The organism is Burkholderia sp. NRF60-BP8 (assembly GCF_001522585.2).
Lineage (GTDB): Bacteria > Pseudomonadota > Gammaproteobacteria > Burkholderiales > Burkholderiaceae > Burkholderia.
Map to the genome: position 1 here is coordinate 1,246,674 of NZ_CP013372.1, position 23,779 is coordinate 1,270,452.

Below are 23,779 nucleotides of genomic sequence, written 5' to 3' on the forward strand. Positions count from 1 at the left end.
CGGCGCGCGGCAACGCTTGAAAGGGCGCGGACGGGCTATGCGGACGCGGCCAGCAGTTGTCCGAGGAGGCGGCCGCCATGCCGTGCGTGCGCGGCCGTCAGCGCGGCATATCCGACGACGACGCCCGCTTCGCACCGGGCGCTTCGACAGAAGCCGCGAATCGGCTGCAACGCGACGCCGGCCGCGCGGGCTTGCGCGACGCAGGCTGCTTCGTCCATGCCGGGCGGCAGCCACAGCACGAAATGAAAGCCGGCGTGCTCGCCGGACACCGTGTACCGGCCGCCGGCATGCTTCGCCAGCTGGTCGAGCACGATGTCGCGCCGCTGGCGGTACGCGTGGCGGGCGGCGCGCAGGTGCTTTGCGAAATCGCCGTGGGCGATGAAGCGGGCCAGCGCGAGTTGCGGCGCCGCGCCGACCGAGCGGGCGGTCGCATGCCAGACGGCGGACAGCGCCGGCCGCAGTTCCGCCGGCACGACCATGAACCCGATGCGCAACCCGGAAAACAGCGTCTTGTTGAACGACCCGCAGTAGATCACGCGATCGCACGCGTCGAGCGCTTTCAGCGCGGGGAGCGGGGCGGTCTGGTAGCTGAATTCGCCGTCGTAGTCGTCCTCGACGATCCACGTGCGGTTGCGCTGCGCCCAGTCGAGCAGTTCGAGCCGGCGCGAAACCGACATCGTGACGCCGAGCGGCGCCTGATGGGCCGGTGTCACGTACGCGGCGCGCGCATCGGGATGGCGATCCAGCGATGCGGTGTCGATGCCTTCCCGATCGACCGGCACGTCGATCACGGTCGCGCCCGCGATCGTGAAGATCTGCCACGCCGACGCATAGCCGGGATCCTCCATCAGCACCGTCGTGCCGGGCGCGAGCAGCGTGCGTGCGACGAGGTCGATCGAATGGCGGATGCCGGTCGTGATGACGATGTCGCCGGCCTCGCACGGGATGCCGCGGTATTCCCGCAGGTACGCGGCGATTTCGGCGCGCAGGCTTTCGACGCCCTGTGCCGGCGTCGCGCCGAGATCGTCCGCGGTCGCGGCAAGCAGGCTGGTGCCAAGCGCCTTCTTCCATTGCTGCATCGGCAACAGGCCGGGATCGGCGAGCCGCGCGACGAACGGGACGCCGGGACGCACGCCTTGCTCGGGCTCGGCCGGGGCGGCCGGCGTGGCGGGCGTGGCGGGCGCGGCGGCACGGCGCGGGCGGTCGTCGCGCGAGCGCGCGGCCGCGCGCAGATAGCTGTCCGGCACGACCGCGCACACGCGCGTTCCGGATCCCCGCGTGCGGGCGATGTAGCCCTCGGCGCACAGGATGTCGTACGCCGCTTCGACGGTGCCGCGCGCGACATCCCAGCGCGCGGCCAGCGTCCGGCTCGACGGCAGCGGGCCGTCGCCGGGCAGCAGGCGCTTCAGGATCGCGTCGCGAATCGTGTCGGCGATGCATGCCTGCTTCGACTGCGGGCTGCCGCCCGACAGCCTGGGCGGGCGTGGCAGGTCCAGCGGAATCGCGGCTTTGCCTCGCGGCATAGTGGTCCAGTCGATGGTCGATTTAATGGTCCTTCAGCTTATATCACTTTCGCCTTAGATTGCTGTCGACCCTACCCATCCGACCGAAACGGACTTACCGCATGCAGACGCGTTCATTACCCCGATGGGGCTGGCTGTTCCTGTTGATGCTCGTGGTGTGCCTGCCGCGCGTCACGATCGATGCGTACCTGCCGTCGCTGCCCGCGATGGCGGACGCGCTGCACGGCACCGACGCGCAGTTGCAGCTCACGCTGACCCTCTACATGGCCGGCTATGCGTCGTCGATGCTGGTGTCGGGGCCGCTGTCCGACCGCTACGGCCGCCGCCCGGTGCTGCTCGGCGGCCTGTGCGTGTACGTCGTCGCGAGCGTCGCCTGCGCATGGGCGACCAGCATCCCGATGCTGATCGTCGCGCGCGTGTTCCAGGCGCTGGGCGGCTGCAGCGGCACCGTGATCGGCCGCGTGATCGTGCGCGAGCGTTTTCCGGCCGCGACGCAGGCCACGATGCTCGGCCATCTTTCGGCCGGCATGGCGCTGTCGCCGGTGGTCGCGCCGCTGGCCGGCAGCGCGATTGCCGAATGGCTGGGCTGGCGCGGCGTGTTCGGCTGGCTGGCGGCGGGCGGGCTGGTCGCGACCGCGATGGTGCTGCGCTATCTGCCCGAGACCCGCGCGCGCGAGGCGCGGCCGCCAGCGGGTGCGGGGCTGCTGCGGACCTACGCCGGCCTGCTGCGCGAGCGGCGGTTCCTGCGCTATTCGCTCGCCATCGGCTTTGCTTACTGCACGTACTATCCGTTCATCGCGGAATCGTCGACGCTGTTCCAGCGGCAAATCGGCGTGTCCGGGCCGGTCTATGCGGCGATCTTCGGCGTGACCGTGCTCGGCTACCTGATCGGGTCGAGCGCGTTCGCGCGGGCCGGCGCGCGCTGGACAGCCGATTCGGTCGTCGCGGCGGCGGCGGCCGTCAACGTGGTCGGCGCGGCCGGGCTGTGGATCGGCGGCGCGATCGCCCCGACTTCGGTGACGGCCCTCGTCGCGCCGATGTTCGTCGTGATGATCGCGGTCGGGATCGCGATTCCGGCCTGCCAGTTCGCGGTGATGCAGCCGTACACGAAGATCGCCGGCACGGCGTCGGGGCTGTTCTTCTTTATCCAGATGGCGATCACGGCCGCGTGCGGTGGCGTGCTGGCGTGGCTGTCGGACGGCACCGCGCATCCGATGATCGTCGTCACGGGCGGCGCGAGCGTCGCATTCGTCGCGGTGGTGGCCGGTTTGCGCGAGCGAGGCGTGGCCGGCGATGCGCGCATCGCGGCGCGCAGCCGGCCCGCCGCCGAGCGCTGAGCGGGACCGCCGGCACTGCAGCGGCGGGTTCGCGGCGCCCGCGCAACCCGTGTTTGCGCGAGGCGTGGAGACGGAAAGGATCATGTAATGTAGCGGGCTGTCGCTGACCTTACCGGAATCCCCATGCGTGTGCTGCTCGTCGAAGACAACCCGAACCTGGCCCAGTCGCTGAACGACGCGCTGAGCGCCGCGCGCTTCGCGGTCGATCACATGGCCGACGGCGAGGCGGCGGACCACGTGCTGCGCACGCAGGATTACGCGCTGGTGATCCTCGATCTCGGGCTGCCGAAGCTCGACGGGCTGGAGGTGCTGCGGCGGCTGCGCGCGCGCCGCAATCCGGTGCCGGTGCTGATCCTCACCGCGCACGGGTCGGTCGAGGATCGTGTGAGGGGGCTCGATCTCGGCGCCGACGATTATCTCGCGAAGCCGTTCGAGCTGACCGAGCTGGAAGCGCGCGCCCGCGCGCTGATCCGGCGCAGCCTCGGTCACGAGCATTCGCGCGTCGAATGCGGGCCGCTTTCGTACGACAGTATCGACCGCAGCTTTCATCTCGCGGGCGAGCCGCTGTCGCTCACGCCGCGCGAGCGCTCGGTGCTCGAGGTGCTGATCCTGCGCAACGGTCGCGCGATCAACAAGGACACGCTGTCGGAGAAGATCTTCGGGCTCGACGAATCGGTCAACGCCGATGCCATCGAAATCTACGTGTACCGGCTGAGGAAAAAGCTCGAGAACAGCGGCGTGGCGATCGTCACGCTGCGCGGGCTCGGCTATCTGCTCGAAGCGAAGGCGGAGAGGGCCGAATGAACCGTGCCCATGCTCCCGTGCGTTGCATCACACGTCCGCTGCGCGCCGAGGGGGAGCATCCCGTTCGCGGCCGGCCTTGCACGGCCGGCCGGCTGCTCGGGCGCGCGGCGATGCTCCGCGAATTCTCGGCCACGCCCGTTGGAGCGGCCCGGCGGGAGGCACGATGACCCGCCCGAACCTGCGCGCGCAGGTCGCGCTGTGGCTGCTGCTGCCGCTGCTCGGCCTGCTCGCGCTCGACTCGTGGCTCACGTACCAGCGCGCGATGAGCGCCGCGCACGTCGCGTTCGACCGGACGCTGTCGTCGTCGCTGAAGTCGATCCGCGAAGGCGTGCGGCTCAACGACGGCGAGATCGAGGTCGACCTGCCGTATCTCGCGCTCGAGATGCTCGAATCGAGCGACGGCGGCAAGATCTACTACCTGATCCGCGAGGACAACGGCCGCACGATCACCGGCTATCCGGACCTGCCGCTGCCGCAGGGGCGCGACGCGGGCGACGGCGCGCCGTTCGTCACGCGCTACTACGACGTCGTGTATCGCGGCGAACAGTTGCGGATGGCCGCGCTGCGCATCCCGGTGCACGACGTGCCGACCGCGCAGTCGCGCATCGTGTGGGTGATGGTCGGCGAGACGATCGAGGCGCGTCAGGCGCTCGCGCGCGAGATCCTGATCGGGTCGCTGCTGCAGGAAGGGTTGCTCGTCGTGCTGGCGCTCGGGATCGTGTGGCTCGGCGTCGGGCGCGGGCTGCGGCCGCTGAACCGGCTGTCGGCCACGGTCGCCGCGCGCAGCGAAGACGACACGACGCCGCTCGACACGGGCGCGATACCGAGCGAACTCGCGCCGCTCGTCGACTCGATCAACCAGTACATCGGCCGCACGCAGCGGATGCAGGTGGCGCGGCGCCGCTTCTTCGCCGATGCGGCCCATCAACTGAAGACGCCGCTCGCGGCGGTGCAGGCGGGCGTCGAGCTCGCGTTGCGGCCCGACGAACAGCCGCGCGCGAACGTGCACCTGCGCCGCGTGAACGCCGCGGTGCGGCAGGCCGCGAAGATCGTTCAGCAATTGCTGTCGCTGTCGCGGCTCGATTCGGACAGCGGTCATGCGGTCGCGCACAAGCCGGTCCCGCTGCACCGGCTCGCACGCAGCGTGACGCTCGACTGGTCGCCCGTCGCACGCGCGCGCGACATCGATCTCGGCTTCGAGCACGAGGCCGATGTCGACGTGCACGGGCAGGCCGATCTGCTCGGCGAGATGATCGGCAACCTGATCGACAACGCGATCCGTTATGCGGGCGACCATGCGGTGATCACGGTGCGCGTCTCGCGCGACGGCGACGACGCGCGGCTCGACGTGATCGACAACGGGCCGGGTATTCCGGCCGACGAACGGGACGCGGTGTTCGAGCGTTTCCATCGCGGCAGCAAGACGCAGACGGTCGAAGGGACGGGGCTCGGGCTGTCGATCGTGCGGGAGATCGCGCGCGTGCATCAGGGCAGCGTGACGCTCGCCGATGCGGGCGGCGGCGGGCTCGTCGTGACGATCCGGCTGCCGGCGGCGCTGAGCGATGCGATGCCGCGCGCCGCGTGACGGCGCGCGACGATACGGCACGTGAAGGGAACGGGCCGGCGCAAGCCCGTTATTGGCCGGAACAGGCCCTGGCTATCCGGCTCAGTCGCCGAAGCCGATCTCCGCTTCGACCGGCTGGCCGATTTCGAGCCACGCGCCCGCGCCCTCGACGACGATCCCGTTGATGCCGAACGTCAGCGCACCGCCGTAGTTCGGGTTCGCGCGATAGGTCTGCATCGTGTCGGTCGGCTCGTGCGGCCAGGCCGGATCGGGCGCGCCGGTGGCCTGGTCGATCGTCGGCATCGGGCAGCGCGTGCACAGCTTCACGAGCCGCAGCCGCACCGGCGTGTCGCCGCCGGTGTCGAGGTGCTCGACGAAATCCTCTTCGTACGCATCGAGATCCGACACGACGATGTTCGGCCGGAAGCGATTCATCGGGATCGCCGGCGCGCCTTTGGCGGCAAGCCGCGCGTTCAGGTCGTCGAGCGACGACTGGCCGATCACGAGCAGCGGGTAAGCGTCCGCGAACTGCGTGTGCGTATCGATCTCGCCGGTCCACTTGCGGTCGCAATCGCGTCGGGCGTCGGCGGCGAAGCGCGCGAGCTTCGTCGGCACGCCGAGGAATTCGGTGAGCCATGCGGCCGTTTCGGCGCCCGTATCGATCGCGTCGACGGTGTCGCGCCACACGGTCGCAGCCATCTTCGGCGTGGCGGGCGTCGCGTCGCCGTCGAGCGGCGTGCGCAGTGCCGGCATGCCCGGCGCGTTCAGCACGAGCGCATCGTCGTCGAACGTCGGGCGGATCAGCGCGAGGCGCGGGTGCGTGCGCTGCGTGAGCATGTGCCCGCGCGGATCGGTGATCAGCCAGTGGCGATCGTACGCGAGGCCCGTTTCGAACAGTTGCGCGCGCGTCAGCGCGACGCCGGCGCAGGATTTGATCGGGTAGACGAAGAGTGCGGTGATGGCTGGCATGACGCTGGCTGAAGGCGGGGTGATCGAATCGCGATTGTGCCAGATCGTGCCGAAGCCGTTTGACGGCTGCGCGCCGCCACGCGCCCGTCAGGCGAGCGGGAAGCCCGCATCGAAGGTCGTGCGCACGTCGAGCGGCTGGCGCAGCAGCCCGGCCTTCAGGTAGAAGTCGGCCGTGCGCTGCTGTTCGGCGATCACCGCGGCGTCGATCGGCAGCCAGCGCGTGCCGCGCCGCTCGAACTGCAGCTTCGCGGCGGCCGGCGGGATGCCGATGATGCGCGCGAGCGCCGCCGAATATGCATCGGCGTGCCGGTACGACCAAGCCTGCGCGCGCACGACGCGCCGCAGGAAATCGTGCAGCACATCGCGTTTCGACGCGATCGCCGTGTCGGTCGCCGCGACGTAGCTGAGGCCCGACCACAGCCCGCGGCCGTTGACCAGCACGCGCGCGCGGCCGCTCGTTTCGGCGAGCGCGGTATAGGGTTCCCAGGTCGCCCACGCGTCGATCGAACCGGTTGCGAGCGCAAGCATCGTGTCGGCCGGCGGCAGGAAGCGGAACGACACGGCATCCGGCGGCAGGCCGGCCGCATCGAGCGCCTTCAGCGTGACGAAATGGCCGATCGAGCCGCGCGTGGTGCCGATCCGCTTGCCCTTCAGGTCGGCCGCGCCCTTGAGTGCGGCGTCGGGGCGCACGAGCACGGCCGTGCCGTACGGATCGGAGCGGTTCGCGCCGATCACCTTGATGCGGGCGCCCGATGCGAGCGCGAAGATCACCGGCGCGTCGCCGATCGGCCCGCAATCGACGGCGGCCGCGTTCAGCGCTTCGGCGAGCGGCGCAGCTGCGGGGAATTCGGTCCATGCGATGTCGTACGCAAGGCCGTTCAATTCGCCGGCCGCTTCGAGCAGCGCGCGCAGCCCGCCTTTCTGGTCGCCGGCGCGCAGCAGCGGGCGGCCGCCCGATTGCGCGCGCAGGGTGGCCGGCGCGGCGGCGATCGTGGCAAGGGCGCTCGCCTGGGCGAGGAAGTGGCGTCGAGTCGGATTCATCGTGAATGTGTGTCGAAGGAAGGATTCGTGAGTTCAATGCGCAAGCCCGGCCTGTACGTCGCGCACGGGTTCCGCGTCGACGCGCAGCAGCAGCGCGGTCAGTGCGTCGCCGCCCGTGGCGCGCGCGGCCGGGCGGGCCGCCGCATCCGAGCGGCACAGCAGGTCGGCATCCGACCAGCCGGCGCTGCCGGGCAATGCACGCGCCCGCAGCCAGCCGCGTCGATCGGCAAGCAGCTGTGTGCCGCCAAGCGCATCGGGCGGGACGCCGGCAATCGTCGCGAACGCGCGCCACGCATCGGCCGTCGTCGCGACGCAGTTCGCACGCGAGTCGGCCGACGACGGCACGGACGCGCCGGGTTCGGCGACGAGCAAGGTCTGCCAGCGCGCGTCTTCCGGCGGTGGCGTCGCACCCGGCGCGAGCGCGACGACACGCACGCGCTGGCCGTCGCGCCAGCGTTCGAGTGGCTGCGGTGCCGCGTCGCCGCACCGCACGTCGAGTGCCGGCAGCGGAACGGGCACCGGCCACGCGCCTTCCGCCCGCGCGCCGCTACCGGCTGCCAGCGCTTTCAGGTAGGCGAGCACGGCCCACGTGTCCTGCGGGCCGAGCGTGGCCGCGAAGCCGGGCATCGTCGACGCGCCGTGCGCGTCCTGTGTGCCGTGGCGTACGCGCCAGAACAGTTCGCCGTCGAGCCGACGCGCGAGCAGCGTGCCGGCGAAGGTCGGCGGCCAGTGCGCGAGCGTGGCCGCGAGCGGCCCTTCGCCACGCCCGTCCGCGCCGTGGCAGGCCGCGCAATGTTGCGTATACAGGTGGGCGCCGCGCATCACGTTCGCGACCGAAAACGGCGCGGGATCGCGCTGGAAACTCGTCGGCACGGCAGGCGCGAGCCACAGCGAAGCGGACGGCCACGGCGCGAACCATGCGACGGCCAGCGCGGCGACGGCCGTCGCGACACGCCGCTTGCGCGCAGCCAGCGCGAGGCAGGCGAGCACGACGGCCAGCGCCGTCACGCCGCCGGCGACCGCGAGCTGCCGCGTGAGCCCCGCGTCGATGCGCAGCGTTTCGAGCGCGATGCGGTGTGCCCACGGCCACGCCGCCTGGCCATCGACGTCGCCGGTCAGGCCGATCGCGTGCAGCACGCGCGCCAACGCGATTTGCGCGCGATACAGCAATTGCAGGAACGCGATGGCCCAGTCGGCGAACGGCGGCGCGTTCATCGCGCGCGTCCGCGGCGAGCCGCAGCCAAACGTCGAAAGGCGCCCGGCATCTACCAGCTCGCATCGAGCCCGAGATGCCGCAGCGCGTCGTGGCGCAATACGGCGAGGCGCGGGTCGCCGCGATGGCGCGGGTAGGGCAGGTCGACGCGCAGTTCGGCGACGATCCGCGCCGGGCGCGGCCCGAACACGATCACGCGCTGCGCGAGGAACAGCGCTTCTTCCACATCGTGCGTGACGAGCAGCGCGGAGAAACCGTCGCGTTGCCACAGGGCGGTCAGCTCGGCCTGCATCGTGAGCCGCGTCAGCGAATCGAGCTTGCCGAGCGGTTCGTCGAGAATCAGCAGGCGCGGATCGTTGACGAGCGCGCGCGCGAGCGCGACGCGCTGCGCCATCCCGCCCGACAACTGATGCGGAAACACGTTCGCGAAGTCCTGCAGCCCGACGCGCGCGAGCGCATCGTCGACGCGATGCTGCGCAGTGTGCGCCACGCCGCGCGCTTCGAGGCCGAGCGCGACGTTCGCGCGCACGCGCCGCCACGGGTACAGCGTCGGGTCCTGGAACACGACGATGCGCGACGGATCGGGGCGCGCGATCGGCACGCCGTCCTGCGCGATTGTGCCTTGCCGCGCGGCGTCGAGCCCGGCGACGAGGCGCAGCAGCGTCGATTTCCCGCAGCCGCTCGGGCCGAGCAGCGCGACGAATTCGCCGGCCGCGACCGACAGCGACACGTCGTCGAGCACCGGCAGCGCGCCGCCGGGGCCGTCGAACGCATGGCTCACGCGGCGGATGTCGATGCGCGCGCCGCGCGGCGTCGTGACGGCAGGCGCGGCGGCTGCGGACGATTCGAGTACGGCGGCGCTTACCATTTGACGGTCCCTTTCTGCCACGCGAGCACACGGTCGCGCACCGCGAACAGCAGCGCGATCAACCCGGAAAACAGCAACGCCATCACGAGCAGCGCCGCATACATGTTCACGTACGACGCCCAGCCCTGCGCCCAGCTCAGGTACCAGCCGAGCCCGGACTTGACGCCCATCATCTCGGCGACGACCAGCACCGTGAACGACGCGCTCAGCCCCATGAAAATGCCGACGAACACGTGCGGCAGCGCGGCCGGAATCGCGACGCGCAGCACGAGGAAGCGCGCGTTCGCGCCGAGCGTGCGCGCGACGTCGTAGTACTGCCGGTTGACGCTCGCGACACCCGACCACGTCAGCACGGCGACCGGGAAGCCGGTCGACAGCGCGATCAGGAACGCAGCGGCCGAATAGCTCGACGGGAAGAAGTAGAACGTGAGCGGCAGCAGCGCGGTGGCCGGCACGGGGCCGAGCACGCGCAGCACCGGATGCACCCAGTAGCCGATCCGGCGCGACCAGCCGATCGACACGCCCACCGCGAAACCCGCCGTGACGCCATACGCGAAGCCGAGCGCGAGCAGCTTCAGCGTGTTGCCGGCGCTGCCGGCGAGGCGCGGCCAGTCGTCGACGTAAACCTCGATCAGCGCCTGCGGCGGCGCGAAGAACGGCGTCGGCAGCCAGCCGGTTTTCGCGGTGACGATTTCCCACGCGGCGAGCACGAGCGGCAGCGCGACGAGCCACGGGCCGGCCGGTCGCACCCGCGCGAGCCGCATGCGGCTCGCGGCCACGAGATGGCCGAGCGTCGCGGCGGCGAGCAGCAGCGCGGCGATCGTCCACGCGGCGGTACCGAACGTGTCGGTGTACGCCCAGTCGCTGAAGCCGACGATCCGGTTCGGCCACAGTTGCGTGAGCGCGCCAAGCGCGGCCCACGCGAGCGCGGCGGCGACGCCGGTCGGCCAGATGCGCGCGTGCCGGGCGTCGGCGGCCGGCGCGGCGTCGCAGGCCGCGCACGCGGTAGCGTCGGCGTCCGCATTGGCGGCGCCGCCGGTCGGTGCCGAGGCGATGCGTGCGGCGGAAGCGTGTTCGATCGTCGACATCGCGTTACCCCAGTACGTTGGCATAGACCTGCTGCGCGAAGCGCTGCGGGTCCGTGCTCTTCTTCAGCACGCTGATGCGGCGGAAATCGTCCGCATAGAACGCGATTTCCTGCTGCAGGTCGACGTTGGTCGGGTGATGCGTGTAGGTGAGCGTCGCGTACAGCTTGCGCAGATCCTCGGGGCTGATCTTCGGCGAATACTTCGCGAACACCTTCGCGGCTTCGTTCGGGTTGTCGTGCGTGTACTCGGTGGCCTGCACGATCGAGCGCGCGAGCGCGGCGGCCGACGGCCGGTCGTTGCGCACGAGGTCGCCGCGCGCGCCGATCACGCAGCACACCTTGCGCGCGTATTCGCCGGACAGGTTGGTCGCGAGTTCGGTATACGCGCCGTTGCTGCGCTTTTCGAGCAGGTAGAGATTCGGGTCGCCGTCGGCGATCGCATGGATTTCGCCCTTGTCGACCGCGACGCCGAGCAGGTCGGCCGGATACTGCCGCCACGTGATGTCGCGCTCGGGATCGATGCCGTTCTTCGCGAGCAGGATCGAGAAGAAGTGCTTGCCGGGCGCGGCCAGATCGCTGACGCCGACCGTCTTGCCCTTGAGCGCCTGCAGCGTCGTGACGCCGGCCGCCTTCGCGCCGAGCAGCCGCACGCAGCCGCCGTGCGAGCTGCCGATGATCTTCACGTCGAAGCCGGCTTCGAGCGGCTTCAGCCAGCGGTGGATCATCCCGACCGCCGCATCGGCCTTGCCGGTCGCGATCGATTCGAGCAACTGGTCGGTCGAGCCGCTGTAGTTGATCAGCTCGACTTTCAGCCCGTTTTTCTCGAAGAAGCCGCGCTCCTGCGCGACGACGATCGGCGTCAGGCAGAACGCGTTCTGGTTCCACGCGAACGTGAGTTTCTTCAGCGGCGGCGCGGACCAGGCCTTGCGGCCGAGCGTGATCGCCGGCACGGCGAGCGCCGCGGCGCCGGCCGCGCGCAGCAGCCGGCGGCGTCGGTCGTCGTGCGCGTCGGCGGGGATGGGTGCGGTGGTGTCGGTCATGGTCTGGTCTCCGGTGTGGCGCGAGAGCGGCTCAGTCGAGCAGGTCGGGTTCGTCGGCGACGACGCGTGCGAACAGGCTGTCGAACGCGTGCAGCGCGCCGTCGGGGCCGCCGATCTGGCCGTGCGTGTGGCGCGCGGTTTCGTGATCGATCGGCTGCGGCGTGCCGGCCGCTTCGGCCAGCAACTGCGTGTGCGCGGCGTTGTCGAGCGCGATGTACCACCACGCGGCGGCCTCGACCGTCGGGCCGGCCGTCAGGATGCCGTGGTTCTTCAGGATCACGCCCTTGTGCGTGGTGCCGTCCGGCTTCGCGAGCGCATCGGCGATCCGTGCGCCTTCGCCGGTGTCGACGACCATCCCCGTGAAGTCGTCGAACAGCGCGTGGTCTTCGTAGAACACGCAGGCGTCCTGCGTGAGCGGATCGAGCGGGCGGCCGAGCGTCGACCACGCCTTGCCGTACGTCGAATGCGTGTGCGCGGCGGCGACGACGTGCGGATGGGCTTCGTGGATCGCCGCATGGATCGCGAACGCGGCCTTGTTCAGCGGCCGCTTGCCGATCGCGGTTTCGCCGCGCGCGTTGACGAGCAGCAGGTCGGAGACCTTGATCTGCGAGAAATGCACGCCGAGCGGGTTCACCCAGAAATGATCGGGCAGCTCCGGATCGCGCGCGGTGATGTGGCCGGCGAGGCCCGACGCGAAGCCGAAGCGCGCGAACAGGCGGAACGCGGCCGCGAGCCGCTCCTGGCGGTGGCGGCGCTCGGCGGCCACGTCGACGCGCGGCGCGGGCGGATCGAACCAGAAGTGCTGGCGCGGGGTGTCGGCGAGCACGAGGCCCGATGCGGTGCGCCCGGGCGAGGAAAGGACGGCGGACATGATCAGGTATCGCTCCTCAGGCGGCACGGCGCGCCGCGTCGCGGGCGGCGACGGCGCCGCGCACGCGCGGAATCAGTTCGCGGCCGTAGTCGATCGCGTCGTCCAGCGGATCGAAGCCGCGGATCAGGAAGGTCGTCACGCCGAGGTCGTAGTAGTCGAGCAGCGCGTCGGCGACCTGTTCGGGCGTGCCGACGAGCGCCGTCGAATTCGAGCGCGCGCCGGTGAGCTTCGCGATCTCGGTCCACAGCCGCTTGTCCACCCGCGAGCCGCGTTCGGCCGCGGCGAGCAGGCGGCGTGCGCCTTCGCTCTGCTGCGGGCCGCCGGCGCCCAGGCCGGCCGCTTCGCGCAGCCGGCGCGTTTCGTCGAGGATGCGGTGCGCACGCGCCCACGCTTCGTCCTCGGTCGCCGCGAGGATCGGCCGGAACGACACGGAGAAGCGCACCTGACGGCCGTGCCTGGCGGCTTCGGCGCGCACGCGCGTCGTCAGGTCGCGCACCTGGTCGAGCGATTCGCCCCACAGCGCGTAGACGTCCGCGTGCTTGCCGGCCACCGCGAGCGCGGCTTCCGACGCGCCGCCGAAATAGATCGGCACGTGCGGCTGCTGGAACGGCTTCACTTCCGAAAAGCCCTGCTTGAAGCGGTAATGCGCGCCGTCGTGATCGAACGGCTGCGTTTCCGTCCAGATCCGTCGCAGGATGCCGAGGTATTCGTCGGTGCGTGCGTAGCGCGCGTCGTGATCGAGGAAATCGCCGTCGCGCTGCTGTTCGCTGTCCGAGCCGCCGGAGATGAAGTGCACGGCGAGCCGGCCGCGGCTGAACTGGTCGAGCGTCGCGATCTGCCGCGCGGCGAGCGTCGGCGCGGTGAAGCCCGGGCGATGCGCGAGCATGAAATGAATGCGCTCGGTCGCGGCCGCCGCGAACGCGATCGTCAGCGTCGCCGACGGGCCGGTCGAGTGATGCGGCACGAGAATCCGGTCGAAGCCGGCCGTTTCGTGGGCGCGGGCAAAGTCGCGCACATAGTCGGGATCGACCGCGGGGCCGGACGCCGGGTGGATTTCCGACTGCTTCTGGCTCTGGATCATGCCGATGAATTCGACGCTCATCTGGGTCTCCGGTGCAGGGACGTTTCCGGCGCGCGGCCGGGCAGGAATGGAGCGCAGGTTAACGCCGGGATCATGCGGAATGGAAATAATCAATCCCGATTTGAATATCAGATTTGCATGGTTTGGGGCCGCATGCGTTACGCATACGCTGTGGGCTCGCGAATGATCGGGCGCGCGTTGGCGCAGGCTTTGCCGCCGCTGTCGTTTTACGCCGCCGTGTTCGAACTACCCAGGGAATCCGTTTCGATGTCCGCCAGCCTTGCCGCTTCCTCGCCGTCACGGCAGCCTGCACTGCGTGTCCTGCCTGCCATTGCCGAAGCCACTGCCGAAGCCTCCGCCGAAGCGTCCGCCGAGACGAGCGATACGCGCCTCGCCGCGCTGCTCGAACGCCTCGCCCCCGAACTCGCCGCCGATGCGGCCCGCAACGACGTCGAAGGCCGCTTTCCGCACGAGAATTTCGCGCGGCTGCATCGTGCCGGGCTGATCGCGCAGGTCGTGCCGCGCGAGCATGGCGGCGCGGGGGCGACGCTTGCGCGGGCGAGCCGGATCGTCGCCGCCGTCGCGCGGGCCGATCCGGCGACCGCGCTGGTGCTGACGATGACGTATCTGCAGCATCGCGCGCTCGGCCGCGCCGATAACCGCTGGCCGGCCCAGGTGCGGCGCGCGGTGTTCGACAGCGCGGTCGCGCACGGCGCGCTGATCAATGCGTTGCGCGTCGAGCCTGCGCTCGGTTCGCCGTCGCGCGGCGGGCTGCCGGCGACCGTTGCGCGCCGCGTTGCCGACGGCTGGCGGCTGTCGGGCCACAAGCTCTACAGCACCGGGATTCCGGCGCTGCGCTGGCTGGCCGTGTGGGCGCGCACCGACGAACCGGCGCCGCGCGTCGGCGTGTTTCTCGTGCCGCGCGACCGCGATACCGACGGCGAGCGCATCCGCGTGATCGAAAGCTGGAATCACCTCGGCCTGCGCGCATCCGGAAGCCATGAAGTCGTATTCGACGAGGTGCCGCTGCCGGCCGATCACGCGGTCGACGTGCGCGCGCCGGACGCATGGAACGTGTCGGCTGCCACGCACGCGGATGCCGACGCGCAGGCGGACCAGCAGGCGTGGATGGTCGCGCTGCTCGGCAGCCTGTACGACGCGGTCGCGCGCGCGTCGCGCGACTGGCTGGTCGAATTCGCGACGACGCGCGCCCCGAGCGGGCTCGGCGCACCGCTCGCGACGCTGCCGCGCGTACAGGAAGCGGTCGGCGAAATCGAGGGCTGGCTGCACACGAATCGCGTGCTGCTCGACGATCACGTCGCGCGCACCGATGCGGGCAACGCGCCGTCGGCGACGACCAGCGGCCTCGTCAAACGCACCGTGACCGAGCAGGCGATCCGGACGGTCGAGCAGGCGCTGAAGCTGTCGGGCAATCACGGGCTGAGCCGCGGCAATCCGCTCGAACGCCACTATCGCGACGTGCTGTGCAGTCGTGTGCATACGCCGCAGGACGATGCGATCGCGGTGGCGGCGGGGCGGGCGGTGCTCGATGCGGCGACGCGCGGGGGAGCGAACGCGGACGCCACGTCACGCAACGGGGGCGAACGCGGCCGACATGATGCGTGAGCCGGAGCGGGTTGCCGCGCGCGGCAACGGCGCGACGCGACGCGGGCGCCGCGCGGCCGCGCGGGCCGCGTTATGCGGCCTTGTCGTGCGATTGCTCGGGCAGCGCGAATGCCGTGCGCGCATGCGCGGCGACGGCCGCGAGCGGCGCATCGAAGCGGGCCGCATCGTGCCGGCGCAGCAGCCACAGGTCGATCTGCGGCTTGAAATCGGCGAGCGGCACGATGTCGAGCGCGTCGCGCAGCGGGCTGCGTTCGACGAGCGGCAGCGGCATCAATCCGAGGCCGACGCCGTTTGCAACGCTTTGCAGTTGCAGGTCGCGGCCGTACGCATCGAGCGTGACCGGCATCGGCAGGCCCTGCGCGTCGAGCGCACGCCGCAAGCCCGCACGAAAGCCGCAGCCGTCCGGATTGAGCACCCAGCCGCGCGCGTGGCAATCGGCGAGCCGATAGCTACGGCGCGGCCAGTCGCCCTTGCGGCCGACCGCGACGAGCCGCGTGGCCAGCAACCGAACGCCGTCGACCTGCGCCGGCAGCACCATCTCGCGCGCGAGGAAGACCAGCGCCGCATCGAGTTCGCGGCGCGCGATGCGCTCGACGAGCTGGCCGCCCCATGCGGTCGTGACGTGCGTCGCGAGCGCGGGCCACTGCGCGGCGAGCTCCGCGATGAGCGCCGGCAGCATCAGCTCGCCGAGCCCTTGCGTGAGCCCGATCCGGAATTCGCCGGCGGGCGGTTGCTCGCCGGCCGTCAGTTCGCGCAGCGCGTCGACCTCGCGCAGGATCGCGCGACATTGCTCGAACACCTGCCGGCCGATGTCGGTCGGGCGCGGCGGCTTCGTGTTGCGGTCGAGCAGCGTCACGCCGAGCGCTCCCTCGAGATTCTGGACGCGCCGCGTGATCGCGGGCTGCGTCATCCCGAGCTCGGCCGCGGCCTGGCTCAGGGTCTGGCAGCGGACGACCGCTGCAAAAGCATCGATATCGCTAATTTTCATGTTTGTTCTGCATGGTCTTTCCGGTGCATCATGACGATTCATCATATTCGGCATCATATTCGAGGAGACGGCCGATGAGTACGCTTTCGTTGCAGCAGACGCCGCTGCGTCCGTTCGTCGAGGGTCTGGATGCGCTGCTCGCGTCCGGCGCGGACGAGGCGCGCATTCTCGACGAGGGCGGCGCGCTGCTCGCCGCGCTCGTCGAACACGACGACTGGTTGCCCGACGCGTTCGCGCAGCCCGATCCCGAACGCTATCGGCAGTACCTGCTGCATCTCGACCCGGACGAGCGCTTCTCGGTCGTCAGCTTCGTGTGGGGGCCCGGCCAGACGACGCCGATCCACGACCACACGGTGTGGGGGCTGATCGGGATGCTGCGCGGCGGCGAGTTCTCGCAGCCGTACCGGTTCGACGCGGCCGGCAAGCCGGTGCCCGCGGGCGACGCCGTGCGGCTCCGGCCGGGCGAGGTCGAGGCCGTGTCGCCGCGCATCGGCGACGTGCATCGCGTGACCAATGCGTTCGCCGACCGCGTATCGATCAGCATCCACGTGTACGGCGCGAACATCGGCAAGGTCGAGCGCGCGGTGTACCTGGACGACGGTACCGTGAAGCCTTTCGTGTCCGGCTATTCGAATGCCTGACGCGAAGCCCGCCCGCGCGGCTCGGTGCGGGTGCGTGCCAACAGGGCCCAACTCGAACCGTTCCGCTTTCTTCATCGACTTCAACGTATTCAACCCAGAGACATCGTGACGCACTCCGCCGATTCCACTTCCCGTTTTCCCGTCGCGTCGTACCAGGACGTACGCGCGCGCCTGCTGGCCCGCGACGAGATCGCGCTGATCGACGTACGCGAGGAAGATCCGTACGCACAGGGCCATCCGCTGTGGGCCGCCAACTTTCCGTTGTCGAAGCTCGAACTCGACGCGTGGACGCGGATTCCGCGCCGCGACACGCCGATCGTCGTGTTCGGCGAAGCCGGCGGCGAGGATCTCGCGCCGCGCGCGGCCGCGACGCTCGCGCGGCTCGGCTACACCGACGTGCGGCTGCTCGACGGCGGGCTCGCCGGCTGGATCGCCGCGGGCGGCGAAGTGTTCATCGACGTGAACGTGCCGAGCAAGTCGTTCGGCGAATGGGTCGAAGCCGAGCGCCATACGCCGTCGCTGTCCGCGCAGGAGGTGCAGGCGCTGCTCGACGCGAAAGCCGATGTCGTGATCGTCGACGCGCGCCGCTTCGACGAATACCAGACGATGAACATCCCGACGTCGACGAGCGTGCCGGGCGCGGAACTCGTGCTGCGCGTGCGCGCGCTCGCGCCGGATCCGCACACGCAGGTGATCGTCAACTGCGCGGGCCGCACGCGCAGCATCATCGGCACGCAGTCGCTCGTCAACGCGGGGCTGCCGAATCCGGTCGCCGCGCTGCGCAACGGCACGATCGGCTGGACGCTGGCCGGCCAGACGCTCGAGCGCGGCGCGGCGCGCCGTTTTCCGGACGAAATCGACGCGACGCAGCGCGCCGAAGCGCGTCGGGCCGCCCGCGCGGTGGCCGAGCGCGCCGGCGTGCCGCGCATCGCGCTGGCCGACGTCGCGGCACTCGACGAACCGGGCCGCACGCTGTACCGCTTCGACGTGCGTACGCCGGAGGAATACGAAGCCGGCCACCTGCCGGGCTTCCTGAGCACGCCGGGCGGCCAGCTCGTGCAGGAGACCGATCATCACGCGGCCGTGCGCGGCGCGCGGATCGTGCTGGCCGACGACGACGGCGTGCGCGCGGACATGACCGCGTCGTGGCTCGCGCAGATGGGCTGGGACGTGCGTGTCGTCGAACCGGCCGGCGCCGCGGCATTCGTCGAGCGCGGCCAGCCGCCGCGCGACGTGCCGGCGCCGCCGCCCGCGACCGACGTGTCGCCCGCGACGCTGGCGGGCTGGCTGAAGGAGGCCGCGCCGGACGAACTCGCGATCGTCGACGTGACGGCCAGCGCGAACTACGTGAAGCGTCATGTCCCGGGCGCGTGGTTTGCCGTGCGCGCGCAACTGCGCGACGCGCTGGCGGCGATTCCGCCCGCGAAGCGCTACGTGTTCACGTGCGGATCGAGTTTGCTGGCGCGGTTCGCGGCGCACGACGCCCGCGCGCTGCTGCCGGCGTCGGCCGAGATCCGGGTGCTGACCGGCGGCACGGCCGCATGGATCGACGCCGGGCTGCCGCTGGAGAGCGGCGACACGCGTCTCGCGTCGCCGCGCGTCGATCGCTACCGGCGCCCGTACGAAGGCACCGACAACGCGGCGGCGGCGATGCAGGCGTATCTCGACTGGGAATACGGGCTGGTCGACCAGTTGAAGCGGGACGGCACGCACTACTTCAACGTGATCTGACAGACGCGGGGCGACCGGGCACGGCACGTCGTGCGCGGCGCCCGGTCGCGATGCGGGTGGGTGCTTCGTATCAGCGCTTGAACGTATCGACGGCCGTGCGGCCGACGGCCGGATCGTCGGTGAAGAAGCCGTCGATGCCCGCGCGCAGGTACGCCTGGATCTCGCGCACCGAGCCGGCCGTGTTGCGCGTGGCCGGCGTGCCGCCGTCCTTCAGCGACGCGGGCAGGAAGTTGTTCTCGGGGCGGAACGTGTACGGATGCACGACGAGGCCGGCCTCGTGCGCGTAGCGCACGTATGGCGTCGGCTGCTGCAGCGTGCCGTCCGCGGCGACCGCGATGATCGACGTCTTGTACGGCCCGACGCCGTTCGCATAGGTCGCGATTTCGCGCATGCCGTCGCGCGTCGACAGGTCGCCGTAGGTGCGCTTGTCGTTCGCCTTCACGAAGTCGTACGGGCGCTGGCCTGCTTCGTCCATCAACTGCACGAGCTGCCAGTTCGGCTGGCTCGACTTGATCCGGTTGCGGATCGTCTTCAGGTTCGCGACTTCGAACGACTGGATGTAGACGGTCGCCGTGCGCGACGTGTACGGATCCTTCAGCAGTGCGTCGACGAGACGGTCCTCGAGCGGCAGGCCGATCGACTGGAAATAGGTCGGATGCTTGGTTTCCGGATACAGGTGGATCGTGCGGCCGGTCTGTGCGGACATCTGTTTCGCGAGCGCGACGATCTCGTCGAAGGTCGGAATCTCGAACTGGTCGTTGTATGCGGTATTGGCGGGGCGCACCTGCGGAATGCGCTCGCGCGCCCGCAGCGTCTTCAGCTCGGCGAGCGTGAAATCCTCGGTGAACCAGCCGGTCAACTGCACGCCGTCGATCGTCTTGGTCGCCTTGCGGCTCGCGAACTGCGGCAGCGCCGACACGTTCGTCGTGCCCGAGATCTCGTTCTCGTGGCGCGCGACCAGCACGCCGTCGCGCGTCGCCACGAGGTCGGGCTCGATGATGTCCGCGCCGTCCTCGATCGCCTTGCGGTACGACGCGAGCGTGTGTTCGGGGCGCAGCGCGCTCGCGCCGCGATGGCCGACCACCTGGACCTTAGCGGAAATCGGCTGCGTGGGATCGCGCGTGAGATCGTCGTCGCCGCCGCACGCGGCGAGCAGGAACGCGGCGGCACAGGCGAACGGGACGTAGCGCAGGGAGGTCGGGCGCTTGAGGAGCATGTCGATGAACCTTCGAAACGGAGTCGGAAAAGGGCGCTCGCGCCGGTGGCCGGGCGGGGCGCCGGGCTGAACGGGATCGAACGGAGCGCGATCGTCGCACTGAATAATTACATATGTATTACTCGTGCCTTTCCGTTTGTTTTTGAGGGCGGCGCATGCGCCGGGGCGGTCGAGCGCGGGTTTGCCCGCGCGGGCATCCGCCCGCCGCAGGCTGCCCGCGCGCCGGATGCACTAAACTTGCGGGAATTTTGCATCGCCGCACCGGGGCCGCCGCCGCCGGGCGCGACGATGCGGCGACTCGCGGGCCGGCGCGGGCGCCCGGCGCCCGCGTGCGTCCGGGGCGCGCGCCGACCGATTTTTCCCGACCCATGACGACCCATACCGATCCCGCCTATCTGCTCGGCGAGCTGCTGAAGAACGTTTCCCGCTCCTTCTACCTGACGCTGCGCGTGCTGCCCGACGGCATGCGCGACCCGGTCGGTCTCGCGTATTTGCTTGCGCGCGCGGCCGACACGATCGCCGACACGGCACTCGTCGCGCCCGACCGCCGTGCGACGCTGCTGACCGATCTGCGCGACGACGTCGAGCGGCTCGGCGACGGCGCGGCGCTGTCGCGTTCGCTCGAGGACGTGACGCGGATGCAGACCGATTCGCACGAACACCTGCTGCTGGGCTCGATGGAGCCGATGCTCGCGCTGCTGCGCGCGCAGCCGGAGGCCGATCGCGCGTCGATCCGCAAGGTCGTCGCGACGCTCACCGCGGGGATGGAATTCGACCTGCGCACGTTTCCGGACGAACAGTCGGGGCAGGTCGCATCGCTGCCGACGCGCGATGCGCTCGACCGCTACACGTACCTCGTCGCGGGCTGCGTCGGCGAGTTCTGGACCGACATGACGGACGCGCACACGCGCGCCGCGCGCGGCTGGGATCTGCCGGACATGCGCGAGAAGGGCATCCGTTTCGGCAAGGCGCTGCAGATGACCAACATCCTGCGCGACTGCGCGAAGGATCTGCGCATCGGCCGCTGCTACCTGCCCGACGACGTGCTGCGCGCGCACGGGCTCGTCGTGGCCGACCTGATGCAGCCGGAGGCTTCGGCGCGCGCGCGCGGCGTGCTGGTCGACCTGCTGCGCGTCGCGCTCGATCAGTATCGCGACGCCTGTCTGTATACGCTCGCGATTCCGCGTCGTTTCGTGCGGCTGCGGCTCGCCTGCCTGTGGCCGATCATGATCGGCCTCGAAACGCTCGAACTGCTGGCCGGCCACGCTGCGTGGCTCGACCCGGCGAAGCCGGCCAAGGTGCCGAGAAAGCGTATCTACCGGATCATGGCGGCGTCGCTCGCGCGGGTCGGCTCGAACACGGCGATCCGCGCGCGCCTGAACGCGCTCGTCGATGCCGTCAGCGCGCGGCTCGCGCACCCCGCGACGCAGCATTGAAGATCGCCGGCGCGGCAGGCGCCGGCATTCCCTCCCGGCCCGCATTCGTCGGGCCGTTCCCGTTGCGTCTGCGGCACGCCGACTAAAACGTTTTCATGATTTCGTGTTTCGAAACGTGGGTGTCATGAACGTCGGCGATCCTGCGCGGCGGCGTGAATCGCGGCGTCAGCTTCGATCGCGCATTTGTAAGACGTTTCATCGCCGAAGGCGTCTGACGACATCGGACGGTCGCGTGGCACCCGTAAAAATGTAAAGCTAGGGTTTTCACCGGCAAACGCCGGAAACGCCCGCCGCACAAGCGTTTTGGGCTGTCATGTAACCGTTTGGTGAACCCGCGCGTTGCGTCGATCATACGATGACCGACTGCACATGTTGGGAAACAATTGGTAATCCGTCAGAATCGCGTCGGCATGTACTCGCACATGTGTCAGTCATAAAACCACACCAGAAAAGAAATCATTCTTTGAGGACGGAGAATCAATGAAAAAGCGCGTCGCTTTCGCCATGACGGCAGTGGGTCTCGCAGCCGCTACCGCCGCCCACGCCCAGAGCAGCGTGACCCTGTACGGTATCGTCGACAACGCCATCGCTTGGCAGAACAACTCCTCGGGCACCGGTGCGACCACCGGCGGTCACTCGAAAGTGCAGATGGCCACCGGCATTTGGGCAGGCAGCCGCTTCGGCCTGAAGGGCAGCGAGGATCTTGGCGGCGGCACGAAAGCGATTTTCCAGTTGGAAGCCGGCTTCAACGCGAATAATGGCTCGTCGCAGTGGACGCAGGGCGGCGGTATCTTCACGCGCCAGGCATGGGTCGGTATGACGAACCCGACGTACGGTACGCTGACGGCCGGCCGCCAGTACACCGCGTACTACACGCTGCTGTCGCCGTATAGCCCGACGACCTGGCTGACCGGTTACTACGGCGCGCACCCGGGCGATATCGATTCGCTGGATACCAGCTACCGTGCGAACAACTCGATCGTCTACATGTCGCCGAAGTTCTATGGCTTCACGGTCGGCGGTTCGTACTCGCTCGGCGGCGTGGCAGGCAGCTTCAACCGCGGCTCGACCTGGAGCGCAGCAATCCAGTATCTGAATGGCCCGGCAGGTATCGCAGTCGGCTATCAGCGTGTCAATAACGCGACGTTGGGTGGTGGCCTGTGGGGTACGGCTTCGACCGTCGAGAACGGTACGAACGTTGATTCCAAGGGTAATGCCATTGGTGTCCAGCCGGCCGTGTCGTCGATCAACAACGGTTACGCGGGTGCCCAGTCGCAGCAGCGTCTGGCTGTAACGGCGGGCTATCAGTTCACGCCGGCGTGGGACATCTCGGTATCGTACTCGAACGTCCAGTACATCCCGGGCACGCTGTCGGGCTTCACGAATACGGCGATCTTCAACACGGCGGGCGCCGTGCTGCACTGGAAGGCAGCGCCGCAGTGGGACTTTGCAGCGGGCTACTCGTACACGGCTGCAACGCAGTCGAACGGCATCTCCAGCGCGGCCAAGTACCACCAGGTTACGCTGTCGCAGTACTACAGCCTGTCGAAGCGCACGGGCCTGTACGCAGTTGAGGCTTATCAGCATGCGAGCGGCAACACGTTGAACGGCGGCAAGATCATCGCTGCAACGACGTCGATCGGTGACGGCGTGGGCGCGGGTTCGAAGCAGAACCAGATCGCCGCTGGCGTCGGCCTGATCCACCGCTTCTGATGCCGCGCGGCGCGCGAGCGCCGCTCACGGCATGCGGGACGAAAAAACCGGCTTTCGAGCCGGTTTTTTCGTTTACGTCGCGAGCGTTCGCCCGATCCTCAGGATCACCGATCGATCGGCGACTTCAACGGCTGATGCTCGCCCGTCAGCCCGAACACGACGAGTTGCGCGGGCTCGGTCGCGCTCGCATTGCGCGACACCTGGTGCCGCGAGCCGGGCGGCTCGTACCAGCCTTCGCCGGCGCGATAGCGTTGCAGCGGGCCGCCGTTCACCTGCGACAGCACTTCGCCCTTCGACACCACGGCGAACACCGAGCCGAGATGCCGGTGCGCTTCGGACGCCTGACCGGGCGCATAGTCGACCGTCGCGACGACGACGCGCTTGCCGGGCGCTTCGGGCACGGCCTGCTGCATGATCGCGTGCACGGCGTCGCCGGCGTCGTGCGCATGGGCGGCGGCCGGCAGCGCCGCGGCGAGCACGAGTCCGGCGCACAGCGCGACGGGATGGAGCGGGGAACGGATCATCGTCGGCTCCTTACTCGGGCATCTTGCGGAACGCGATCGCGAAGCGGTTCCACGAATTGATCGTCGCGATCAGCATCGATAGGTCGAACAGCTCCTCGTCGGTGAAGTGCGGCTTCACGGCTTCCCAGACGGCGTCGGGCACATGGTTGCTGGCCACGAGGGTCAGCGCCTCGGTCCATTCCAGCGCCGCGCGCTCGCGCTCGGTGAAGAACGGCGTTTCGCGCCACGTGACGACGGTCGCGAGACGGCGATCGGTTTCGCCGCCCTTGCGCGCGTCGGTCGTGTGCATGTCGACGCAGAACGCGCAGCCGTTGATCTGCGACGCGCGCAGGCGGACGAGCTCGGCGAGCGGCTTCTCGATCGAGCTCTTCGCGAGGAATTCCTCGGCGTTGCGCATCACCTTGATGGCATTCGGGCTGGCGGCATAGAAGTTCAGGCGCGGTTGCATGGCAGGTCCTTTTCGGTTGGGTAGCGCCGGGGTGGCGCGACAGGACCCACTTTAAGAG

At 69.8% G+C, this 23,779-nt stretch carries 21 protein-coding genes; 8 read left to right on the forward strand and 13 right to left on the reverse strand.

The annotated features are described in order from the left end of the window. Nucleotides 1-35 precede the first annotated feature (35 nt). The gene (gene pdxR / locus WS54_RS05715; RefSeq protein WP_059783665.1) at nt 36-1,523 is read right to left on the reverse strand and encodes a MocR-like pyridoxine biosynthesis transcription factor PdxR; all 1,488 of its coding nucleotides are present in this window, start codon (nt 1,521-1,523) and stop codon (nt 36-38) included. A gap of 101 nt (nt 1,524-1,624) precedes the next feature. Between pdxR and WS54_RS05720 the strand changes: the two genes are divergently transcribed. The 3 genes from WS54_RS05720 (at nt 1,625) to WS54_RS05730 (ending at nt 5,249) form a co-directional block, all read left to right on the forward strand. Continuing rightward, nucleotides 1,625-2,860: a multidrug effflux MFS transporter gene (locus tag WS54_RS05720; protein WP_059783663.1), complete on the forward strand. Its 1,236-nt coding sequence runs from the start codon at nt 1,625-1,627 to the stop codon at nt 2,858-2,860. Nucleotides 2,861-2,983: 123 nt separating this feature from the next. Further along, a complete protein-coding gene (locus WS54_RS05725) occupies nt 2,984-3,664 on the forward strand; it encodes a response regulator (protein WP_034204943.1) in 681 nt (226 codons plus the stop codon). A 163-nt stretch (nt 3,665-3,827) separates the two neighbouring features. After that, entirely contained in the window at nt 3,828-5,249 is a 1,422-nt protein-coding gene (locus tag WS54_RS05730; protein ID WP_034204942.1) for a sensor histidine kinase, read from the forward strand. Between the two features lie 81 nt (nt 5,250-5,330). On the opposite strand, the gene WS54_RS05735 is transcribed toward WS54_RS05730, so the two are convergent. From WS54_RS05735 to WS54_RS05770, 8 genes are all read right to left on the reverse strand, one after another. Then, nucleotides 5,331-6,197: an MOSC domain-containing protein gene (locus WS54_RS05735; protein WP_034204941.1), complete on the reverse strand. Its 867-nt coding sequence runs from the start codon at nt 6,195-6,197 to the stop codon at nt 5,331-5,333. A gap of 87 nt (nt 6,198-6,284) precedes the next feature. Then, complete coding sequence (locus WS54_RS05740) at nt 6,285-7,238, reverse strand: ABC transporter substrate-binding protein (protein WP_059783661.1); 954 nt, start codon at nt 7,236-7,238, stop codon at nt 6,285-6,287. 33 nt (nt 7,239-7,271) lie between these two features. After that, nucleotides 7,272-8,453 carry a c-type cytochrome gene (locus WS54_RS05745; protein WP_059783659.1) on the reverse strand — a complete coding sequence of 394 codons (1,182 nt, stop codon included), beginning with the start codon at nt 8,451-8,453 and terminating at the stop codon, nt 7,272-7,274. Nucleotides 8,454-8,503: 50 nt separating this feature from the next. Continuing rightward, complete coding sequence (locus WS54_RS05750; RefSeq protein ID WP_059783657.1) at nt 8,504-9,319, reverse strand: ABC transporter ATP-binding protein; 816 nt, start codon at nt 9,317-9,319, stop codon at nt 8,504-8,506. Further along, entirely contained in the window at nt 9,313-10,407 is a 1,095-nt protein-coding gene (locus tag WS54_RS05755; protein WP_059783655.1) for an ABC transporter permease, read from the reverse strand. Before WS54_RS05755 ends, WS54_RS05750 begins: the two co-directional genes overlap by 7 nt. Before the next feature lie 4 nt (nt 10,408-10,411). Next, nucleotides 10,412-11,446, reverse strand: a complete 1,035-nt coding sequence (locus WS54_RS05760) for an ABC transporter substrate-binding protein (protein WP_034204936.1) — start codon at nt 11,444-11,446, stop codon at nt 10,412-10,414. A 31-nt stretch (nt 11,447-11,477) separates the two neighbouring features. Then, a complete protein-coding gene (locus WS54_RS05765) occupies nt 11,478-12,317 on the reverse strand; it encodes a class II aldolase/adducin family protein (protein ID WP_034204935.1) in 840 nt (279 codons plus the stop codon). A gap of 16 nt (nt 12,318-12,333) precedes the next feature. Then, nucleotides 12,334-13,419, reverse strand: a complete 1,086-nt coding sequence (locus WS54_RS05770) for an LLM class flavin-dependent oxidoreductase (protein ID WP_059783653.1) — start codon at nt 13,417-13,419, stop codon at nt 12,334-12,336. A 246-nt stretch (nt 13,420-13,665) separates the two neighbouring features. Between WS54_RS05770 and WS54_RS05775 the strand changes: the two genes are divergently transcribed. Beyond that, complete coding sequence (locus tag WS54_RS05775; RefSeq protein ID WP_059785036.1) at nt 13,666-15,024, forward strand: acyl-CoA dehydrogenase family protein; 1,359 nt, start codon at nt 13,666-13,668, stop codon at nt 15,022-15,024. A 70-nt stretch (nt 15,025-15,094) separates the two neighbouring features. Here the strand turns inward: WS54_RS05775 and WS54_RS05780 are convergent, their stop codons facing one another. Further along, on the reverse strand, nt 15,095-16,069 hold the full coding sequence (locus tag WS54_RS05780; RefSeq protein ID WP_179955204.1) for a LysR family transcriptional regulator: 975 nt from the start codon (nt 16,067-16,069) through the stop codon (nt 15,095-15,097). A 17-nt stretch (nt 16,070-16,086) separates the two neighbouring features. Here WS54_RS05780 and WS54_RS05785 point away from each other — a divergent pair, with 17 nt between their 5' ends. Both WS54_RS05785 and WS54_RS05790 read left to right on the forward strand, forming a co-directional pair. Continuing rightward, a complete protein-coding gene (locus WS54_RS05785) occupies nt 16,087-16,653 on the forward strand; it encodes a cysteine dioxygenase (protein ID WP_059783649.1) in 567 nt (188 codons plus the stop codon). A 105-nt stretch (nt 16,654-16,758) separates the two neighbouring features. Next, a complete protein-coding gene (locus WS54_RS05790; protein WP_059783647.1) occupies nt 16,759-18,384 on the forward strand; it encodes a rhodanese-related sulfurtransferase in 1,626 nt (541 codons plus the stop codon). A 70-nt stretch (nt 18,385-18,454) separates the two neighbouring features. On the opposite strand, the gene WS54_RS05795 is transcribed toward WS54_RS05790, so the two are convergent. Further along, nucleotides 18,455-19,600 carry a glycerophosphodiester phosphodiesterase gene (locus WS54_RS05795; protein ID WP_059783645.1) on the reverse strand — a complete coding sequence of 382 codons (1,146 nt, stop codon included), beginning with the start codon at nt 19,598-19,600 and terminating at the stop codon, nt 18,455-18,457. A gap of 368 nt (nt 19,601-19,968) precedes the next feature. Here WS54_RS05795 and WS54_RS05800 point away from each other — a divergent pair, with 368 nt between their 5' ends. Further along, nucleotides 19,969-21,036: a phytoene/squalene synthase family protein gene (locus tag WS54_RS05800; RefSeq protein ID WP_059783643.1), complete on the forward strand. Its 1,068-nt coding sequence runs from the start codon at nt 19,969-19,971 to the stop codon at nt 21,034-21,036. 480 nt (nt 21,037-21,516) lie between these two features. Then, complete coding sequence (locus WS54_RS05805) at nt 21,517-22,749, forward strand: porin (RefSeq protein ID WP_059783641.1); 1,233 nt, start codon at nt 21,517-21,519, stop codon at nt 22,747-22,749. Between the two features lie 104 nt (nt 22,750-22,853). On the opposite strand, the gene WS54_RS05810 is transcribed toward WS54_RS05805, so the two are convergent. Beyond that, a complete protein-coding gene (locus WS54_RS05810) occupies nt 22,854-23,273 on the reverse strand; it encodes a cupin domain-containing protein (RefSeq protein ID WP_059783639.1) in 420 nt (139 codons plus the stop codon). Nucleotides 23,274-23,283: 10 nt separating this feature from the next. Further along, nucleotides 23,284-23,721 (reverse strand): carboxymuconolactone decarboxylase family protein, encoded by a 438-nt coding sequence (locus WS54_RS05815; protein ID WP_006479143.1) that lies wholly within the window; start codon nt 23,719-23,721, stop codon nt 23,284-23,286. Nucleotides 23,722-23,779: the final 58 nt, after the last annotated feature.

Coding starts and splice junctions, on each gene's coding strand:
- pdxR (WP_059783665.1), bottom strand. CDS start 1,523: ATGCCGCGAGGCAAAGCCGCGATTCCGCTGGACCTGCCACGCCCGCCC.
- WS54_RS05720 (WP_059783663.1), top strand. CDS start 1,625: ATGCAGACGCGTTCATTACCCCGATGGGGCTGGCTGTTCCTGTTGATG.
- WS54_RS05725 (WP_034204943.1), top strand. CDS start 2,984: ATGCGTGTGCTGCTCGTCGAAGACAACCCGAACCTGGCCCAGTCGCTG.
- WS54_RS05730 (WP_034204942.1), top strand. CDS start 3,828: ATGACCCGCCCGAACCTGCGCGCGCAGGTCGCGCTGTGGCTGCTGCTG.
- WS54_RS05735 (WP_034204941.1), bottom strand. CDS start 6,197: ATGCCAGCCATCACCGCACTCTTCGTCTACCCGATCAAATCCTGCGCC.
- WS54_RS05740 (WP_059783661.1), bottom strand. CDS start 7,238: ATGAATCCGACTCGACGCCACTTCCTCGCCCAGGCGAGCGCCCTTGCC.
- WS54_RS05745 (WP_059783659.1), bottom strand. CDS start 8,453: ATGAACGCGCCGCCGTTCGCCGACTGGGCCATCGCGTTCCTGCAATTG.
- WS54_RS05750 (WP_059783657.1), bottom strand. CDS start 9,319: ATGGTAAGCGCCGCCGTACTCGAATCGTCCGCAGCCGCCGCGCCTGCC.
- WS54_RS05755 (WP_059783655.1), bottom strand. CDS start 10,407: ATGTCGACGATCGAACACGCTTCCGCCGCACGCATCGCCTCGGCACCG.
- WS54_RS05760 (WP_034204936.1), bottom strand. CDS start 11,446: ATGACCGACACCACCGCACCCATCCCCGCCGACGCGCACGACGACCGA.
- WS54_RS05765 (WP_034204935.1), bottom strand. CDS start 12,317: ATGTCCGCCGTCCTTTCCTCGCCCGGGCGCACCGCATCGGGCCTCGTG.
- WS54_RS05770 (WP_059783653.1), bottom strand. CDS start 13,419: ATGAGCGTCGAATTCATCGGCATGATCCAGAGCCAGAAGCAGTCGGAA.
- WS54_RS05775 (WP_059785036.1), top strand. CDS start 13,666: ATGTCCGCCAGCCTTGCCGCTTCCTCGCCGTCACGGCAGCCTGCACTG.
- WS54_RS05780 (WP_179955204.1), bottom strand. CDS start 16,069: ATGATGCCGAATATGATGAATCGTCATGATGCACCGGAAAGACCATGC.
- WS54_RS05785 (WP_059783649.1), top strand. CDS start 16,087: ATGAGTACGCTTTCGTTGCAGCAGACGCCGCTGCGTCCGTTCGTCGAG.
- WS54_RS05795 (WP_059783645.1), bottom strand. CDS start 19,600: ATGCTCCTCAAGCGCCCGACCTCCCTGCGCTACGTCCCGTTCGCCTGT.
- WS54_RS05800 (WP_059783643.1), top strand. CDS start 19,969: ATGACGACCCATACCGATCCCGCCTATCTGCTCGGCGAGCTGCTGAAG.
- WS54_RS05805 (WP_059783641.1), top strand. CDS start 21,517: ATGAAAAAGCGCGTCGCTTTCGCCATGACGGCAGTGGGTCTCGCAGCC.
- WS54_RS05810 (WP_059783639.1), bottom strand. CDS start 23,273: ATGATCCGTTCCCCGCTCCATCCCGTCGCGCTGTGCGCCGGACTCGTG.
- WS54_RS05815 (WP_006479143.1), bottom strand. CDS start 23,721: ATGCAACCGCGCCTGAACTTCTATGCCGCCAGCCCGAATGCCATCAAG.